This is a genomic window from Cytobacillus stercorigallinarum, assembly GCF_014836495.1.
Classification (GTDB): Bacteria; Bacillota; Bacilli; order Bacillales; family Cytobacillaceae; genus Cytobacillus; species Cytobacillus stercorigallinarum.
In genome coordinates, this window is the sequence record NZ_JACSQT010000018.1 from 1 (window position 1) to 18,473 (window position 18,473).

The following is an 18,473-nucleotide window of genomic DNA, read 5'->3' on the forward strand; positions in this document are numbered from 1 at the left end:
AAGAAGAAAAATCTTTTAAAATAACAGAAAACCCCACCTTCACTTTAATGCAAAGGTGGGGTTTGTCTACGGTCTGAACATACCTTTTTAATTCAAAGGTATGTTTTTTTTGTATTTGTTTCACTTTACTCATGCTAAAGAGACGTGATGAGATAGCTAACAATTATATGGTATTTAAGTGAGTTTATATAAATAAAAGCGCTTTCAAATAAAAAGATTATTAAAAATAATGATAAAAGACAAAATGTTCTTTTAATTTAAAAAGGAGCGTGATACTATTGTAAAATATCAAAATCGAATTTAAAGGAGTGGCATGTATGTCTCAGTTAATGGCTTTTGTAATCGTGATTGGAATTTTATTTATTGGGGATATGGTAGCTACAAGAACAAAGGCATGGGTGCCATCCATGTTTATATGTGCATCTTTGTTTCTCATTGGTTATTGGACGTTTTTCCCGTCAGACATAGTTGAGGTGGCAGGAATCCCCTCTTCAGTGGCGACTTTATTGATGTATTTATTGATTACGAATATGGGAACATTGTTATCGCTGCAGGAATTAAAGAAGCAATGGAAAACTGTATTAATTGCGTTATCGGGGATTCTAGGAATCATTGTATTGCTATTTACAATCGGTGTATTGTTATTTGATTTTGAAACAATGGTTGTCGCTATCCCTCCACTAGTAGGAGGTGTTGTTTCTGCTTTAATGATGTCAGAAGCCGCAGCCGATGCTGGACTTGTTACTTTATCTGTTTTTGCAATCGTCATTTATGTGATGCAAGGTTTTGCTGGTTACCCGCTCACATCTTTTGTTTTAAAGAAGGAAGGGAAGAAGCTGCTACAGCAAGTCCGAAAAGGTGAATTAAAGATGAAGGATACTGTTGAGGAGACAGCAGCCACAACAGAAGAAGTAGAATTAAAGTTGTTTAAATGGCTACCTGAGAAGTACAATACAGACTTTTTTAAGTTTTTCCGTCTCGGTATTGTTGCTTTCTTTGCCTACCTTGTATCAACCGTTTTAGCACCGGTTGTTTCCATTAGTCCATTTGTCCTCTGTTTATTATTCGGTGTGATTGCCACAACATTAGGATTTTTAGAGAAGCAGTCATTACAGAAAGCAAATGGATTTGGTTTCGCAATTATGGCACTGATGTTATTTATCTTTGATGGATTAAAGCAAGCAACACCAAGTATGATGCTTGAAATTATTTACCCCCTAATCGCAACCATCGTCATTGGTGTAATCGGTATGTACATTTTCTCAATGATCGTCGGTAAAATTCTTAAGGTGAGTAAAGAGATGGCCTTTGCTGTATCTTTAACAGCATTATACGGATTTCCAGCAGATTACATTATTACAAATGAAGTAATTAAATCTTTAACAGATGATGAAGAGGAAAGAAATATCCTCACTAGTCATATGTTGCCTCCAATGTTAGTGGGCGGATTTATAACTGTCACGATCGTCTCGGTTATTTTAGCAGGCCTATTTGTGCAATTCTTATAAATTCGCAATGGAAATGAAGGAGTGATGAATGTTGAGTAATGTATTAGCTAGAATTGATCAACATATAAAAACATTGGGTCAGTATACAAGTACGCCTGGAAATGGTACCACAAGAATGACGTATTCCAAAGAAGATTTACAAGCAAGAAACTACTTAAAGGAAGTAATGAAAGACTACGGATTAACTGTATCGGAAGATGGTGTTGGGAATATTTTTGGTAAGTTAGCTGGTGAGGTAAATGGACCAAGCGTATTGATTGGCTCTCATTTTGATTCTGTTCCACATGGTGGCAATTATGATGGCCCTGCTGGGGTGATAGCTGGATTGGAAGTGGCCAAACTATTCCAAGAGAATGGCATTCAACCTAAGTATCCATTGGAAGTTGTTGCTCTAGTAGAAGAAGAAGGGTCAAGATTTGGTGGCGGGTTAATGGGGTCAAGAAGTATAACAGGTAAGCTTACAGACCAAACATTTAGAGAGTTGACGGATTCACAAGGAGTTTCAACAGTTGAAGCGATGAAGAGTATTGGTTTGAACCCAGAACTCATAAAGAAGCGCGACAAAGAGACGATGAAGGCGTATTTAGAACTGCATATTGAACAAGGACCGATTTTAGAAAAAGAAAAAATTTCGATTGGGATTGTGGAAGGAATTGTTGGCTTATCGCAATTGGAAGTTACGATTCAGGGAAGGGCAGGACATGCAGGCACTACACCTATGAATGATCGGGCAGATGCACTAGTTGTGGCAGCACAGATTATTGCTAAGTTACCAACTATAGCTGAAATTTACGGTGAGGGAACCGTCGCAACAGTTGGTAAACTATCAGTCTATCCAAATGGAGCCAACGTTATTCCAGGATCAGTTACATTTACGATTGATTTAAGGTCAACAGATGAAGCGAATTTGAAAAGTTTGCTAAACGATACCCAAACTTTTATTCGTCAATGGAAGAAGGAGAAAATCTCCATTTCAATAGCCGAACAATTATATATGTCACCAACAATATTAGATGATGAAGTGAAGCAGCAATTAAAAAAAGGATGTCAAAAACATGAAATCTCTTATCAATCGATTTTCAGTGGGGCTGGACATGATGCCATGGTATTTGCAGAACAAACGAAGGCGGCTATGATATTTATTCCAAGCAAGGATGGATTAAGCCATTGTCCAGAAGAATGGTCAGATCATCATGATATTGAGAAGGCAGTCTATGTTCTATTTGAAGCAGTAAAACATCTCACGGAGGCGAACCAGCATGAACAACTATATTAAAGAGGCTATACTCGCTAGAGCGAATGAAGTGATTCAATTAAGAAGAAAGTTTCACAGTGAACCAGAATTATCATGGGAAGAAGTAAAGACAACGGAGTTTATTGCTAATTACTTGGAAGAATTGCAAATTCCTTATAGGAGAATGAATCCGACTGGCATTGTCGCAGAAATTACTGGCAGTAAGCCTGGAAAAAAAGTGGCGTTAAGAGCGGATATTGATGCCCTACCAGTAGAAGAGTTAAATACAGAATTATCATACGCATCTAAAGTGGAAGGGAAAATGCATGCATGTGGCCATGATGCTCATACAGCAATGCTTTTAGTAGCAGCAGATGTTCTTAATACTATGAAGGAAGAGTTAAAGGGGAGTGTTCGCCTTATTTTTCAACCAGCTGAAGAGGCTGCTAGAGGTGCGTTGGCAATGGTAGAGCAAGGAGCAATGACAGAGGTTGATCATGTGTTCGGTATTCATATTTGGTCACAAATGGAGACAAATAAAATTGCTTGTACCGCGGGTCCTCAATTTGCATCTGCTGATATTTTTCATGTAGCTTTTCAAGGGCAAGGAGGACATGGTGCAATCCCGCATGATTGTATTGATGCCACAGTGATGGCATCTTCCTTTGTTATAAATTTGCAGTCTATTGTTTCTAGAACAATTGACCCGCAGGCAGGAGCAGTAGTAACGGTAGGAAAACTTGAATCTGGAACTAGATTTAATGTCATTGCTGAGAATGCTAAACTTGAAGGAACAGTACGTTGTTTCGAACCTGCAGTTAGAGATCACATAGAGGAGCAATTAACTCACTATGCAAATCATGTGGCTGGTCTATATGGTGGCAAGGCAGTGGTTGAGTATATTAGAGGGACACAAGCAGTCATTAATCATGAGGAGAGTGCGGCATTAGTCCAAGAGGTTGCAGTAGACTGTTTTGGCACTGATGTCCTTTTCGATGAAAAACCAACAATGGGCGGAGAGGATTTTAGTTTTTACCTTGATTACGCACCGGGCAGCTTTGCGCTTGTTGGGAGTGGAAATAAGGATAAGGATACCGAATGGGCACATCACCATGGTAGGTTTAATATAGATGAAGATGCTTTAGTAACGGGTGCAGAGCTTTATGCACAATTTGCATGGACATACTTATTACGAGACTAATCTACACCATTAATAGGGGCTGGCAAACAAGTGACAGTCCCTATTCTTTTTTTTTATAGAATCAGTTAGCGTTTTTCTTTGTTTTCATTGGATAGTTGGTGACCTTCTACAATAGATTGTTTTCGTCTTAATAGTTGTAGGTCAATAAAGAGTTGACATCTTGTATTGAAATCTTTGAAATCAATCGTTGTTAGTTGTTGAATCTTTTTCAAGCGATATTTAAGCGTGTTCTCGTGAATAAATAACTCGTCAGCAGTAGGTTTTAGCCGACAATTATTTAAGAGATAGATTTCAAGTGTTTGAATATAGTTCGTATGGCTTTGATCATCCTTTTTTAAAAGGATTAATATATCTTCATTTGTATAATTCGTTTGTTTATTATGCTGTTCAATAATAGCTAAATAGCGTAAAGTTTTTAACTTATTATATCTTACAGGAAGTGATTGTTCCTTATTAAAAAACATAGAAGTTTGAATCACTTCTAATGCTTCTGTGTAACTTTGACGCAGTTTATAAATGGAGGTATACTCATTTCCGATGCCCACGACGAGCGTACTTGACTCGTATTGTGTCCTTACTGTTAATGTAAGCAATTCAGCATTATCAATCAATGTTTGATCATTTTGCTCATGAGATGCTAGTAAGACAATCATTTCTAAATGGTAAAAGAAAATATATGCTGATTGAGTCATATTGTTTACAGATAGTCTAACCGTATTAATGATGTCATCAAAATTTTTCTCATCGCCTTCTTCTACCTTAAAAACTGTTACTACAAATGATTTCGGTATAGTCACATTTGCTGTCGCAGCTTCTACTTTCAGTTGCTGTTTTGTTTGAAAGGAATCTTCTATGACTTTTTCATAAAAATAATGGTCTTCTTCCACTTTTCCCTCTTTTGCAATTCGCTCTCTATTAAGTAGAAAACCAATATGAGAGGAAGCGGCTTTTAAGAATGTCAATTCCTTTTCTTTCAATTTAGGCGGAGTTTCCTGAACCCATATATAGCCGTATGTCTCATTTTTATAAATGGCTGATACTACCACACGCTTATTCATTTGAATATCCTTGAAAGCTTTTATACGAAACGGCTTTTTTGAATGAGAAAGTTGATCCACGATACCTTCATCACTTAAACGCTCAAAAATTGAAACAGGCCATTGCTTATTGAAAATCGTTTGCTTATTCACTTCATCATAATCTTCAGTGAAATAAGAACTATAGGCTATTAATGAAAATTGTGCATCTTCTATCACAATTGGTTTTCTTAATTGAATACTGATGATTTCCGCAATCTCTTCTATATTGGTAGAAGATTCAATTCGATCTAATTCATAATCCAAAATTTGCACTTCCCTCGTTCAATGGTCATAAGGTCACATATTCAATATTATATAAAAAAAAATGTTGTTATCCAAGCTTCCGATATCGTTCTCGAGCAACGGATTGAAGTAAGGAGAATGGTTGTATAGAAAAGAGTATTAAGTCAATAGGTAAGATTGACAGAAGAAAACTTATCAAACATTGTTTTAGTAAGCTAGCTATTGAGGGTTTTCAAAAGCAAAAGTGCAAAACGATATGTAGACAGTATCTAACTGTAACTGCCATCAATTATCCATTGCTACATTTGTTCTGCTATCACTCACAATTTTCTTTACAGAAGTCAAAGTTGGGTACCTTTCTTTTACGACATACTATCGGTGCAATCGAGTTTCTGCAATGATAAGAAACTCCCATTTGCACAAAAAAAGAACCGAACCTAAGTGGTTCGATTCTTATATGAGTTATCGTTGATTAAGTGCTTTTTTGTATTCCTCGAAATCCTCTTCTACTTTCTTCGGAGGCTTAGAAGTTATTAAACTAAATATAATAACTGCCAATAAACTGATAAAGAAGCCAGGAACCATTTCATAAAGTGTGTCAGATAATCCGACTGCAGACCAAATGATCACAGTTGCTGTTCCGAATATCATTCCTGCTAGAGCGCCCCAGCTAGTCATTCGTTTCCAGAATAGGCTTAATAAGATCATTGGTCCGAATGCTGAACCGAAACCAGCCCAAGCATAACCTACAAGGTCTAAAATCGTTGAGTTTTTCTCCCAAGAAATCCATAAGGCAATAATTGAAATGATCATGACAGAGATACGACCAATTAATACAAGTTCCTTATCAGTAGCTGATTTACGTAAGAAGGAATTATAAATATCTTCTGTTAGTGAACTAGATGTAACGAGTAATTGAGAAGATACTGTACTCATAATTGCAGCAAGTATAGCAGCAATGATAAATCCTGTAATTAATGGGTGGAATAATATTTCTCCTAAAAGGATGAATACTGTCTCTGGATCATCAATTGTGTAGGCCGTGTTATTGAAGAACCCGATACCAACAAAACCAATAAACATTGCTCCGATAATACAGAAAATCATCCATAGCATACCAATCCATGTAGCCGATTTTACTTGTTTAACAGATCTAATCGCCATAAAGCGGACAATAATATGTGGCTGTCCGAAATATCCAAGACCCCAGGCTAAGAATGAGATAATACCTAATACAGAAGTTCCGCGGAAAATATCTAGAAGGGCGGGGTCAATTTCTCTTGCTGTATCGATAGCCGTTCCTAATCCATTAATTTCTATTAATGCCACAATCGGCACTAAAATAAGAGCAATAACCATAATTAATCCCTGCACTAAGTCTGTTAAACTAACAGCGAGGAACCCACCAAACAAGGTATATGCAATAGTTACACCTGCAATAATTAAAAGGCCAGTATGATAGTTCATGCCAAATATGCTTTCAAATAATACGCCGCCAGACACCATTCCGGATGATACGTAAAAAGTAAAGAATACAAGAATAACTACACCTGAGACCATTCTTAATACTTTTGCTTTTTCGCCAAAGCGATTTTCCAAATAGCCTGGAATTGTTATGGAATCATTTGCTATTTCAGTATAAACGCGTAATCTAGGAGCAACATATACCCAGTTTAATAATGCGCCAATGATTAGTCCGACAGCAATCCAACCAGAACTAAGTCCGGTAGCAAACATTGCACCAGGTAACCCCATTACGAGCCAACCACTCATATCAGAAGCACCTGCACTAAGGGCAGTGGTTAATGGTCCTAAATCTCTTCCACCTAGCATATAATCATTTAAGTTTTTTGTTCTTTTATAGGAATAATATCCTATATAAAGCATACCAATCATATAAATAGTGATTGATATTAAAACACCCGTTTCCATAATATTTCTCCTTTCAACCCTATAATCTGTTTATTTAGTTCTGTAATTAACATTCCAAAAAAAGAGAGACGTTATTATACCAAAAAGACAATAAAAAAAAGACATGATAATCATGCTATTCCCTCAGAGATTTTTTTAGAAAGTCAATTATAGTAACTACCCAATAACTCATCTTTATAATCATATATTTTTCTAATAACTATATCAATATATATTATATACAATCATCTATTGATATTTTTGTCTATTTCAGACAAGAAGACTGAAGTGAAAATAAATGCAATTCCTTAACAGAATTTTTTAAATATTTTATTTACAATGCAATATATTTATATTTTAATAGTAATATAGTTTTAAAGTTTTTACTCTCTGGGGGGCTAATAAAATGAGACAAGTATTAAAAAAATTCGTAGGAGTAGCTGCGGTATCTAGTATGTTATTACTTTCTGCTTGCGGTAATAGTGGGGATCAGACAAGTGGTAGCGAAGGTGGAAAAGTAGAAGCAGATATTGGTGTGGTCTCCTTCTTAACTGGCTCAGGTGCTGCATATGGTGAAGCGATACAAGGCGGTTTAAAGTTAGCACAGGAAGAAATAAATGCAAAAGGTGATGTGAAAATCAACCTAATCTTTGAAGATTCAGCAGGTAAGCAAGACCAAGCCTTAACTGCTGCTCAAAAATTAATTAACTCAGATAATGTAACAGCAATTATTGGGCCGACACTTAGTACAGAAATGAATGTCGTTGGACCAGAAGCGGACTTAAGTGGTGTGCCGATTATCGGAACGTCTACAACTGCTGAGGGAATTCCTCAAATTGGCGATTATGTTTTCCGTAATTCTATTCCTGAAGCGTTGGCTATTCCTGCATCAATGCAAAAGGCAGTAGACAAATATGATGTAAAAAAAGTCGCTATTCTTTATGGCAATGATGATGTGTTTACAAAGTCTGGTTATGACACGATGAAAAAAACAGCTGAAGAAATGGGACTTGAAGTTTTAACGACAGAAACGTTCCAAAAAGGTCAATCGGATTATAATGCCCAATTAACGAAGATTAAAAATTTGAATCCCGATTTAATTCTTGCTTCAGCGCTTTATAACGAAGGGGCAGTCATTATGGACCAAGCACGAAAAATGGGGATTGATGTCCCATTTGTTGGTGGAAACGGATTCAATTCTCCGGAAGTTATCAATATTGCTGGTAAGTCTTCAAATGGGTTGATAGTAGCAACACCATGGTATAGCGAAAAAGAAGATGAAAAAGTACAGGAATTTGTTACGAAATTTGAAGAGGAACATGGTCATGTTCCAGATCAATTCGCTGCTCAAGCCTATGACGCATTATACATCTTAGCAGATGCACTTAAAAATGCCGGTAGTTCAGATCGTGATGCTGTAAAAGATGCATTAGCTAAAACAAAGGATTTTGAAGGAATTCTCGGTAATTTCTCTTTTGACGAAGAGGGAGATGTATTAATGGACCCTACGGTGTTAGTAATTGAAGAAGAAAAATTCGTTGAATTTAAGTAAGAAGAAAAATGTGTTAGAAGGTGAGACACCGTGTTAATAGAACAATTAATTAATGGACTGACATTGGGCAGCATTTATGCAATTGTTGCCCTTGGATTTACTTTAGTATTTGGCGTATTAGGTATTATCAATATGGCACATGGCGAGATCTTTATGTTTGGGGCATTTATTGGAGTAATGATTACATCGACATTAAATGCCCCCTTATGGGTCGCTTTTCTAGGTGCGATTATCATTACGGCTATTATGGGTTACTTATTGGAGAGGTTTGCTTTAAGACCGTTAAGGCATAAACAAGGTGTATCACATCTAGCTCCACTAATAAGTACAATAGGTGTTTCTATTCTGTTAGAGAACTTATCACACCATCTTTTTGGTGCAGGGAATCATCCATTCAGAACAAGCTTTGCTGAAATCAGTTTTCAAATTGGATCAATTACCATTTATTTAGTACAAATCGTTATTTTTGTCATTTCTATCGTGTTAATGCTCGTATTAACCTTTTGGTTAGGTAAAACCAGAGCTGGAAAAGCATTAAGAGCAACGGCAGAAAATCTAGAAACGGCGAGTCTCTTAGGTGTCGATACGAAAAAAACCATTTTGATGACAGTGATCATTGCTTCAGCTATGGGTGGAATAGCTGGTATATTGGTCGGCATGGCTTTTAACTCAGTAACGCCGCAGATGGGTCTATCAATGGGCTTAAAAGGTTTAGCAATTATCATTCTTGGGGGAATGGGCAGTGTGAGAGGTGCCATGTTAGGTGGCCTCATTTTAGGATTAGCGGAAACCTTCATCGTTGTATACGGAGATTCAGGCTATCGAGATGCTATTGCATTCTTAGCAATTATTATTATTCTTCTCATTCGGCCGCAAGGGTTGTTTGGCCAGAAAATATCAACGTAAGAAGGTGAACGCAGGATGCTAGCAGAATTAATTAATCCGTACTATTTACAAGTAGGTTGCTTTATTTTAATTAATATTATTTTAGGTATCAGTGTATATATAACTTTATCAACAGGACAGTTATCATTGGCGAATGCTGGTTTCATGGGAATTGGCGCTTATACATCAGCACTATTAACGATTCATTTTGATTTGCCTATTATTATCGGTATTATCATCGGTGCATTAGTTGCCGCTTTATGTGGAGTACTAATTGGTATTCCAACATTAAGGCTTCAGGGAGTTTATTTAGCCATTGTAACCTTAGGTTTTGGAGAAGTTATTCGTGTTATTTTTGTCAATTGGGAAACCTTAACGAATGGCTCAGTAGGTATATCAGGAATCCCTCATATAGGTAGAGAAATACTGAAAACATTACAAGGGTTTGGCTTTCAACCGATGTCTATTGGATTACAAAATAATCAATTTATATTTTTAAGTATTTTTATCCTCCTATTATTAATTACCATCTTTGTGATTTGGTTTTTCAGAAGACAGCACCAATCAAGAGTGGGGAGAGCTTTTGCGGCGATTAAATTAGATGAAAAAGCTGCGGAATCAATGGGTATCAATATCACTTATTATAAAGTTTTAGCCTTTGCGCAAGGTGCACTTGTTGCCGGGTTTGCGGGTGCAATGTATGCTCATATACTTGCTTATATTAGCCCAGCCGATTTTGCCTATCATCGTGCGGTGGAAATTTTAATCTTTGTTGTGTTCGGTGGTAGTGAAGTGATTTGGGGTCCAATATTCGGAGCATTCTTCTTAACATTAATGCCTGAAGTGCTAAGGTTTATTAGTGAATATCGCTATATGATTTATGGACTGATCATCATTATTATGATGGCTGTCCGCCCACAAGGACTTATCGATGTGCCATTATTGAAGGCTTTAAGTAAAAAGGGTAGAAAAAGGGGGCAGAAGCATGGTACTGGAAATCACAAAAGTATGTAAAAATTTTGGTGGATTAAGTGCTTTGACTGATGTTACCTTCTCAATAAATGAAGGAGAAATTTTTGGTTTAATAGGGCCAAATGGAGCCGGTAAAACAACGATGTTCAATTTGATCACGTCCATGTTTACACCAACTTCAGGCCAAATTACTTTTAAAGATGAAGATATAACAACGATGAAATCCCATCATATTACTGAAAAAGGGATATGCCGGACGTTTCAGAATATCCGCTTATTTCCCGAAATGTCGGCACTAGAAAATGTCATGGTCGGGCAACATTCCCGCACTCGTTCAGGGGTATTAAAAAGTGTCTTTCGTACAGTGTCACAAAAGAAAGAAGAAGCAAAAATTAAAGATATAGCTGAAGAACTTTTAGACTTTGTCGGATTATCTACTTTTTCTGATCTCACTTCAGATAATCTCGCTTATGGACAACAAAGGCGACTCGAGATTGCACGCGCACTTGCCAGTGAGCCAAAAGTACTCCTGCTTGATGAACCGGCAGCTGGTATGAACGAGACTGAGACAAGTGATTTGTTTGATTTAATTAAGAAGATTCAACAGAAGGGTATAACGGTTTTAATTATTGAACATGATATGCCACTTGTGATGAAATTATGTGATCGCATAGCTGTATTAAACTTTGGCAAAAAAATTGCAGAAGGTACTCCGCTTGAGATACAGAACCACCCAGAAGTAATTGAAGCTTATCTCGGTAAGGAGGAGGAAGATCAATATGCTTGAAGTTAGTGGTATTCATGCAGGTTATGGGAAAATTCAAGTGTTAAAAGATGTATCGCTAGAAGTGGAAGAAGGAACGATTGTAACCATCTTAGGGGCAAATGGTGCTGGGAAATCAACCACAATGAAAAGTGTATCCGGATTATTAAAACCTTCTGCAGGGAAGATCTCTTTTCTTGGTGAAGATGTAACGGGGTTACGTCCTGATCAGCTCTTAAGAAAGGGGATTGCCCTCGTTCCTGAGGGAAGACAGATTCTTGCAGGTATGACAGTGCTAGAGAATTTAGAAATGGGTGCTTATCATAGGAAAGATTCCGAGATAGACTCAGATTTAAATAAAATGCTTGAGCGCTTTCCTATTTTGAAGGAACGTGAAAAGCAGCTTGGGGGGACATTATCTGGTGGCCAACAGCAGATGCTTGCCATTGCTCGAGCAATTATGAGTAGGCCGAAATTGTTGTTATTAGATGAGCCTTCTATGGGATTAGCTCCCCTTGTTGTGGCCGATATTTTTAAAATCATTAAAGAGATTAATCAATCAGGAACGACTGTATTATTAGTAGAACAAAATGCGAGACAAGCTCTAAAGATATCAGATAAAGGTTATGTGCTTGAAACGGGGAAAATGGTTGCAAGTGGCAATGCAACAGAATTATTAAGTGATGCCCGTATTATGGAAGCGTATCTTGGAAAGAGATCAAGTTAAGATGATGTAATTACCTCCACATCAGAAGACTAGAGGAGATCTGTTAAAAAACGGTCCCGCTAGTCTTTTTAGTTTGTAAATTTGTCTCAGTTTGATATTTGTAGAGGTTTATCAAAAAGAGGCGACAATAAATTGGAAGCGAAATGAAAAAGGAATTTGGAGATAATGAGAAGATGGGCTTCATGGATGTTAATGGACTTGAGTAGTATCTATTAAAAGTGAAACAAGGTCAAAGAGGGTTGACGATTAAAAGTGAAGGAATGAAAGTATTGATTGACTTTCATTTTATCCTGTGAAATAATCTACCTAACGGTCGTTAGTTAAGGGAGTGTGATAATTGATGAGTGCAGAACTTATTCGTGATGTTGCGCTAGTCCATTTTGCAGATAAGGGATATGAGGGAGCATCTTTACAGGATATAGCCACAGATGTAGGTATTAAGAAACCGTCGATATATGCTCATTTTAAAGGAAAAGATGACTTGTTTTTACATGTTGCAAACTATGTGTTTCAGCAGGAAAAGCGGAAGATGATTACCTTATTTGCTTCGAGAAAAAATTATTCATTAGAAGAGAATTTAGTTTATTTTTTTGATTGGATTGTCGAGGAAAACAAGCATAACGAACATGCAAAATTTTTACTGAGAGTGTCTTACTTCCCTCCAGCGAAACTTTATAATGAGGTAATGAGAATAGTCAATCCATTCTTTGCAGATATGGAAAGATTGTTAGCAAAATATATGAGAAAACACTCGAGCGTAGAAAATGACGAAAAAAAGTATCTGGATGAAGCACTTGCTTATATTACGATTGTTGATGGTGCTGTTATTGACCTTATTTTTAGTGGAGAAGACAGCTATTACAGGAGGGTTCGAGCTATCTGGCCGATATACTTTAAAGGCGTACAAACAATAAACAACTAGAAAGAAGGGGTATAGATGACTAGACATTGGTTACTTGTACTTTTAGCAGGTGTGTTAGAGGTTGGTTGGGTATCAGGATTAAAATATGCTCAAAACACGTTGGAATGGATTGCTACTGGAATTATTATTACGTTAAGTTTTATTATATTAATTCTTGCTACGAAGCATTTACCAGTAGGTACAGTTTACGCAGTATTTGCTGGTTTAGGTACAGCAGGTACAGTAATAGTAGAAATGGTTGTTTTCGGAGAGCCATTTAAATTGATGAAAGTACTATTAATTATTATGCTTCTAGCGGGTGTAGTCGGGTTGAAGTTATTATCTGACCGTGCACCAGTAGAGAATGTTGAAAAAGGAGGATCTCAATAATGTACTGGATTGCCTTAGTTATTGCAGGTTGCTTTGAGGTTCTCGGTGTATACCATTTGAAGAAAGTAGCTGAAAAGCAATGGAAATCTATTATTTTCCTTGCTTTATCATTTGCAATTAGTTTTTCTTTACTTTCATTTGCTATGACGGATATTGCTATGGGTACTGCTTACGCTATCTGGACAGGAATAGGTACCGTTGGAGCAGCGATAGTAGGGATGGTCGTTTTTAATGAACCGAGAGAATGGAAAAGACTTGTTTGTATTGCGCTTATCTTAGGCGCAGCGATTGGCTTAAAATTAATCTCCTAGGTGTAAAAATAAAAGGCAGCGAAGCTTTTAGTCGCTGCCTTTTATTATGACGTTTTCTTTATTACTTTATTTACAGTTTCATTTACTTCATCACGAGTCATTTTTTCTCGACCGTCGACTAACGCTTTTAATGTTCCATGGGCAAGTGAGAGTGGTATTTGACAGAAATTCACGATCGTCTCTGTCTCGATATTCGCTACGTACTCGTCAGCTAGAGATAGATTTTTATGCGCATAATCAAACATATCGTCTAGGCTATAACTATCTGGGAAAAAGCTTACACCACGTTCTGCATCTTCTTTATAATTTCTTAAAATGTTTACAGCTTGAAGTCCACGACCGAATCCAATTCCAAGCTCTTTATCGGCTTCAGTTCCATCATACCATTTCCATATGTCGGTTAACATCACACCAACTAATCCTGCAACTGTATACGTATATTGATCAAGGTCCGCTTCTGATTGTATCTGCCAATCTTTATCCACCCAGTCACCCATTCCGGATGCCATGATTGCAGTTGACTCAACTACTTTTATTCTAATTTCATCTGGACAGAAGGAAATCCAATCATATAGGCGAAGAGTAACTTCTGGTAATTCGTATTCAAATGGCTTGAACATCTCATTAAAGATTTCTTTACTGTATTGAGCGGATTGAAGGGCGTCACCGATATCATGCAATAGTTTGCTTTTGATAGCTGGTTCCAAGTCAGGATGATCTTCAATTTCATCAATAGCGCGCATACAAAGGTAAGCAGATGCAACGGTTTCTCTTAGCTCTGTTACTAATAAACTGATTGGAATGAAAAAAGTACGGCTTGTCTCTCTTAATGTTTCAATAACATCATTATGTAATTGGTCGTGATTCGTATTTTTCACCTTTTATCGCATCCTTTAGTTTTATAATTTAAAGTAAGTTACTTTTTACCATGTTCTGATAACATACACCTGATGCATGTTAGTATATGGATTACAAAGGAAATTTATCATATAGTTAAAAAATTCCTTATGATTGAATAATAGGTTAATGCTTAGTAAGTATTAATAAAAATAATTAAGATAAGTATGTTAAATTATGTTTAAATGAAGAACATCTTTTGAAAAAATGAATGTTCTCTACCTCTAAAAAATTTTAACATAACATCAAAGAAATAAAAATCAGAATGAATTATTTAAAAATTATGTAAAAAGGTATATGATAGGTCATATCTATTTAGTTAAACGAAGTATTAGTTTGGGGGACAGCTATGACAAAGATACTCAAATTTATTAAACCTTATCGAATCGCAGCATATATTGCATTAATACTTATGCTTATTGAGTTATCAGTTGAATTGCTTCAACCATTATTAATCGGCAAAATTATTGACGAGGGAATTCTAAATAATGATATGAGTGTGGTCCTTTATTGGGGAGGTATGATGCTCGTGCTCTCATTAATTGCCTTCTTTTCAGGAATTACAAACTCATATTATGCAGCGTATGTTGGACAAAATTTAGGATTTAGTATTCGAAAGAAATTAATGAAAAAGGTGCAATCTTTTTCATTCACCAACTTTAATACCTTTCCTCACGCTTCCCTGATTACAAGAATGACCAATGATGTGACACAAGTGCAAAATATCGTGTTTATGGGCTTGAGAATTATGTTAAGGGCTCCTTTGCTCATTATAGGTAGTCTTATATTAGCTGTTCTAGTAAATTGGCAGTTAGCGCTTATATTTCTAATTACCATACCGATTGTAGTGGTCTTCCTAGTTGTTGTAATGACTAAAGGTGGTAAGATGTTCAGGTCTGTACAACAGAAACTGGATACAGTCAATAATGTCATGCAGGAGAGTTTAATAGGCTTAAGATTGATTAAAGCGTATAACCGCAGAACTCATGAAGTAAAGAAGTTTACGAATGTAAGTAATAACTTAAGGGAACAAACAGCAAGCGCCCTAAGATTGATGGAAGCAGCTATGCCTGCTTTACTATTCATAATGAATGTTTGTATTATCTTTATTTTATGGATTGGCAGAGAACAATTACAAGCGACAAATATAGAAGTGGGGGAAGTCGTTTCAATTATTAATTATGCTACGAGAATGACTACTGCCTTTTCGATGTTTTCATTTATCATTATGGCTTTTTCGAGAGCTCGTGCTTCATCGGAGCGGATTGTAGAAGTACTTGAAGCGAAGATTGATTTAGAAGATGAAGAAGATGGCAAAAGCCTTGAACAGTTAAAAGGAGCGGTTACATTTGAGCATGTCTCATTTAGGTACCCAGGGATGTCTTCATATGTATTAAAAGATATTAGTTTTCATGTTCGTCCAGGGGAAACTGTCGCTATTTTGGGTAGTACAGGTGCGGGTAAAAGTTCTATTCTACAACTTATTCCTAGATTATATGATCCGACTGAGGGTGCAGTTTATGTGGATGGTATGAATTTGAAAGATATTAAAATGGATGATTTACGAAAGAGGATCGGCTTTACCCCTCAAGAGTCCATCTTATTTAGTGGTACAGTAGAAGAAAACTTAGCATGGGGTAAATCAGACGCGAGTTTATCCGAAATGAAAGCGGCGGCAAAAGACGCGCAAATACATGAAACCATTACTGATCTAAAAGATGGCTATGAAACAAAATTAGGACAAAAAGGAATTAATTTATCTGGAGGTCAAAAGCAAAGATTATCTGTTGCTCGTGCTTTAATAAGAAAGCCTAATATCCTCATTCTAGATGATAGTACGAGTGCCTTAGATTTGCAAACAGAGTCCAAAGTATTGGATGCCATTGATGAATATAAATGTACTTTATTCATTGTCACACAAAAATTAAGTACTGCCAAAAGAGCGGATAAAATTATGCTTATAGATGATGGGAAAATCATTGAAGAGGGTACACATGATCAATTGATGAATACATCTGCTCTTTATCGTGAAATAGCTTATTCTCAGTCAGAACAGGGGGCTATGGATCGTGTTTACTAAAATAATGGCCCCATTTAAACAACCAAAGTTACATAGTCAAATAAATGATAGAAGGAAAAAGCAACGTAAGCCGAATGACTTCGGTGCGGTTATTAAAAGAATTTGGTCTTACCTTGCAATCTATAGAATACGGCTATTATTACTCTTTTTTATGATTGTCATTAGTTCGGCGATGTCTTTGCTTGGTCCATTTTTAGTAGGAATAACAATAGATACTTTTTTAGAAGAAAATGAAGCGATTGTTTTCGCTTGGTTATTACTAGGTTTACTTGTAACTTATATCGTTCAATCATTGTCATTATGGCTACAAAACTATTGGATGATTGGTGTGTCTCAAGATACTGTATTCAATATGCGTGCAGATCTATTCAGGCAAATACACCGCTTACCTGTCGCTTTTTTTGACAAAAGACAACTTGGTGAATTGATGAGTAGGATTACGAATGATATTGAAAATGTTAGTGCGACTTTAAATAGTTCAATTATCCAAATCATTTCTAGTGTTTTCACACTCATCGGTACGATTGCAGTCATGTTATGGTTGAGTCCGCTACTAACAATTCTCACTCTTTTAATCATCCCAATGATGTTCTATGGAATGAAATGGATTACGAAGCGCACAAGTGTGTTGTTTAAAGAGCAGCAAAAAAACTTAGGAGAAATGAATGGCTATATTGAGGAATCTATTTCTGGACAGAAATTAATCAAAATGTTTTCACAAGAAGAAAAAGTGATGGATGATTTTTTGCATAAAGCAGAAAACCTAAGAATTTCTGGATTTTGGGCTCAAACATTCTCCGGGTTTATTCCTAAATTGATGCATTTATTGAATAATTTCAGCTTTGCTGTCATCGCTGCGATTGGTGGGATACTCGCATTAAATGGTGCAGTGAGTATTGGCACAATTGTTGTTTTTACGGAGTATTCTCGCCAATTTACAAGACCACTCAATGATTTAGCCAATCAATTTAATACGTTATTATCTGCCATTGCTGGAGCTGAAAGAGTTTTTGAGCTCATTGATGAGAAGGATGAATTGGCGAGCGAAAAAGATAAGCAGAAGCTTGAAGATATCAATGGTGAGGTCATTTTTAATCATGTGTCATTTACTTACGGGGAAGATAAAGAAATACTTTCCGATATATGTCTTGAAGCCCGTCCTGGTGATACTGTTGCTTTAGTAGGTCCAACAGGCGCTGGTAAAACAACCATAATTCAACTTATCAGTCGTTTTTATGAAGTGAGTAGTGGGAGAATATTGTTAGATAATCGTGACATCTCAACAATACATAAAGAGAGCTTACGGTCCCATATGGGCTTTGTTCTGCAAGATTCGTTTCTTTTTCAAGGGACTGTCAAAGATAATATCCGCTATAGTCATCTTGAGGCAACGGATGAGGATGTTATTCAAGCTGCAATCAAGGCAAATGCTCATTCATTTATTATGAAATTACCACAACAGTATGATACGAATTTGAGTTTTAATGGCAGCGGGATTAGTCAAGGACAGAAACAATTAATTAGTATCGCCCGTGCTTTTTTGGCACAACCAAAGATTTTAATTTTAGACGAAGCGACAAGTAATATTGATACGGTAACAGAAGTGAAGATTCAACAAGCATTACAAAAGTTAATGGTTAATCGAACATGTTTTGTCATTGCTCATCGGTTAAACACTATCCAAAATGCGGATAAAATTTACGTATTAAAAGGTGGGAAAATAATAGAAGAGGGTACACATCATTCATTGATGAAAGAAAAAGGTTTCTATCAGCAATTGCAAAATAGTAAAGAAAGAAGCGTATAAGGAAAGATGCCG

16 protein-coding genes are annotated in these 18,473 nt (G+C 36.4%); 13 read left to right on the forward strand and 3 right to left on the reverse strand.

Annotated elements, in window-relative coordinates; all coding sequences use genetic code 11:
• Positions 1-317: 317 nt before the first annotated feature.
• From H9655_RS20790 to H9655_RS20800, 3 genes are read left to right on the forward strand one after another with little or no spacing between them, the layout of a single operon-like run.
• On the forward strand, positions 318-1,508 hold the full coding sequence (locus H9655_RS20790) for a hypothetical protein (RefSeq protein ID WP_191817146.1): 1,191 nt from the start codon (positions 318-320) through the stop codon (positions 1,506-1,508).
• 31 nt (positions 1,509-1,539) lie between these two features.
• Positions 1,540-2,784 carry a Zn-dependent hydrolase gene (locus tag H9655_RS20795; RefSeq protein WP_225230792.1) on the forward strand — a complete coding sequence of 415 codons (1,245 nt, stop codon included), beginning with the start codon at positions 1,540-1,542 and terminating at the stop codon, positions 2,782-2,784.
• Positions 2,768-3,943 carry an amidohydrolase gene (locus tag H9655_RS20800; protein ID WP_191817148.1) on the forward strand — a complete coding sequence of 392 codons (1,176 nt, stop codon included), beginning with the start codon at positions 2,768-2,770 and terminating at the stop codon, positions 3,941-3,943. The genes H9655_RS20795 and H9655_RS20800 overlap by 17 nt, the downstream gene beginning before the upstream one ends.
• Before the next feature lie 65 nt (positions 3,944-4,008).
• Here the strand turns inward: H9655_RS20800 and H9655_RS20805 are convergent, their stop codons facing one another.
• Positions 4,009-5,286, reverse strand: a complete 1,278-nt coding sequence (locus H9655_RS20805; protein ID WP_191817149.1) for a PucR family transcriptional regulator — start codon at positions 5,284-5,286, stop codon at positions 4,009-4,011.
• Positions 5,287-5,727: 441 nt separating this feature from the next.
• Positions 5,728-7,197, reverse strand: coding sequence for a sodium/proline symporter PutP (gene putP, locus H9655_RS20810; protein WP_191817150.1), 1,470 nt, complete (start codon positions 7,195-7,197; stop codon positions 5,728-5,730).
• A 385-nt stretch (positions 7,198-7,582) separates the two neighbouring features.
• Here putP and H9655_RS20815 point away from each other — a divergent pair, with 385 nt between their 5' ends.
• The 8 genes from H9655_RS20815 (at position 7,583) to H9655_RS20850 (ending at position 13,677) form a co-directional block, all read left to right on the forward strand.
• On the forward strand, positions 7,583-8,728 hold the full coding sequence (locus tag H9655_RS20815) for an ABC transporter substrate-binding protein (RefSeq protein ID WP_191817151.1): 1,146 nt from the start codon (positions 7,583-7,585) through the stop codon (positions 8,726-8,728).
• 30 nt (positions 8,729-8,758) lie between these two features.
• Positions 8,759-9,634 (forward strand): branched-chain amino acid ABC transporter permease, encoded by an 876-nt coding sequence (locus H9655_RS20820; protein WP_191817152.1) that lies wholly within the window; start codon positions 8,759-8,761, stop codon positions 9,632-9,634.
• 15 nt (positions 9,635-9,649) lie between these two features.
• Positions 9,650-10,627, forward strand: coding sequence for a branched-chain amino acid ABC transporter permease (locus H9655_RS20825; RefSeq protein WP_191817153.1), 978 nt, complete (start codon positions 9,650-9,652; stop codon positions 10,625-10,627).
• Positions 10,599-11,372: an ABC transporter ATP-binding protein gene (locus H9655_RS20830; protein WP_191817154.1), complete on the forward strand. Its 774-nt coding sequence runs from the start codon at positions 10,599-10,601 to the stop codon at positions 11,370-11,372. Before H9655_RS20825 ends, H9655_RS20830 begins: the two co-directional genes overlap by 29 nt.
• The gene (locus tag H9655_RS20835; RefSeq protein ID WP_191817155.1) at positions 11,365-12,075 is read left to right on the forward strand and encodes an ABC transporter ATP-binding protein; all 711 of its coding nucleotides are present in this window, start codon (positions 11,365-11,367) and stop codon (positions 12,073-12,075) included. The genes H9655_RS20830 and H9655_RS20835 overlap by 8 nt, the downstream gene beginning before the upstream one ends.
• Positions 12,076-12,415: 340 nt before the next feature.
• Positions 12,416-12,997 (forward strand): TetR/AcrR family transcriptional regulator, encoded by a 582-nt coding sequence (locus tag H9655_RS20840; protein WP_191817156.1) that lies wholly within the window; start codon positions 12,416-12,418, stop codon positions 12,995-12,997.
• A gap of 15 nt (positions 12,998-13,012) precedes the next feature.
• Positions 13,013-13,366, forward strand: coding sequence for a DMT family transporter (locus tag H9655_RS20845; RefSeq protein ID WP_191817157.1), 354 nt, complete (start codon positions 13,013-13,015; stop codon positions 13,364-13,366).
• The gene (locus H9655_RS20850) at positions 13,366-13,677 is read left to right on the forward strand and encodes a DMT family transporter (RefSeq protein ID WP_191817158.1); all 312 of its coding nucleotides are present in this window, start codon (positions 13,366-13,368) and stop codon (positions 13,675-13,677) included. The genes H9655_RS20845 and H9655_RS20850 overlap by 1 nt, the downstream gene beginning before the upstream one ends.
• 44 nt (positions 13,678-13,721) lie before the next feature.
• On the opposite strand, the gene H9655_RS20855 is transcribed toward H9655_RS20850, so the two are convergent.
• Positions 13,722-14,555: a squalene/phytoene synthase family protein gene (locus H9655_RS20855; RefSeq protein ID WP_191817159.1), complete on the reverse strand. Its 834-nt coding sequence runs from the start codon at positions 14,553-14,555 to the stop codon at positions 13,722-13,724.
• A gap of 368 nt (positions 14,556-14,923) precedes the next feature.
• On the opposite strand from H9655_RS20855, the gene H9655_RS20860 reads away from it, so the two are divergent.
• Complete coding sequence (locus H9655_RS20860; RefSeq protein ID WP_191817160.1) at positions 14,924-16,654, forward strand: ABC transporter ATP-binding protein; 1,731 nt, start codon at positions 14,924-14,926, stop codon at positions 16,652-16,654.
• Positions 16,644-18,461 carry an ABC transporter ATP-binding protein gene (locus H9655_RS20865; RefSeq protein ID WP_318245529.1) on the forward strand — a complete coding sequence of 606 codons (1,818 nt, stop codon included), beginning with the start codon at positions 16,644-16,646 and terminating at the stop codon, positions 18,459-18,461. Before H9655_RS20860 ends, H9655_RS20865 begins: the two co-directional genes overlap by 11 nt.
• The last annotated feature ends 12 nt before the right edge of the window (positions 18,462-18,473 follow it).

What these genes read in the sequence shown, in the direction of transcription:
- H9655_RS20815 (WP_191817151.1), top strand. Translation starts at nt 7,583, where the DNA reads ATGAGACAAGTATTAAAAAAATTCGTAGGAGTAGCTGCGGTATCTAGT.
- putP (WP_191817150.1), bottom strand. Translation starts at nt 7,197, where the DNA reads ATGGAAACGGGTGTTTTAATATCAATCACTATTTATATGATTGGTATG.
- H9655_RS20840 (WP_191817156.1), top strand. Translation starts at nt 12,416, where the DNA reads ATGAGTGCAGAACTTATTCGTGATGTTGCGCTAGTCCATTTTGCAGAT.
- H9655_RS20845 (WP_191817157.1), top strand. Translation starts at nt 13,013, where the DNA reads ATGACTAGACATTGGTTACTTGTACTTTTAGCAGGTGTGTTAGAGGTT.
- H9655_RS20790 (WP_191817146.1), top strand. Translation starts at nt 318, where the DNA reads ATGTCTCAGTTAATGGCTTTTGTAATCGTGATTGGAATTTTATTTATT.
- H9655_RS20800 (WP_191817148.1), top strand. Translation starts at nt 2,768, where the DNA reads ATGAACAACTATATTAAAGAGGCTATACTCGCTAGAGCGAATGAAGTG.
- H9655_RS20860 (WP_191817160.1), top strand. Translation starts at nt 14,924, where the DNA reads ATGACAAAGATACTCAAATTTATTAAACCTTATCGAATCGCAGCATAT.
- H9655_RS20835 (WP_191817155.1), top strand. Translation starts at nt 11,365, where the DNA reads ATGCTTGAAGTTAGTGGTATTCATGCAGGTTATGGGAAAATTCAAGTG.
- H9655_RS20830 (WP_191817154.1), top strand. Translation starts at nt 10,599, where the DNA reads ATGGTACTGGAAATCACAAAAGTATGTAAAAATTTTGGTGGATTAAGT.
- H9655_RS20850 (WP_191817158.1), top strand. Translation starts at nt 13,366, where the DNA reads ATGTACTGGATTGCCTTAGTTATTGCAGGTTGCTTTGAGGTTCTCGGT.
- H9655_RS20825 (WP_191817153.1), top strand. Translation starts at nt 9,650, where the DNA reads ATGCTAGCAGAATTAATTAATCCGTACTATTTACAAGTAGGTTGCTTT.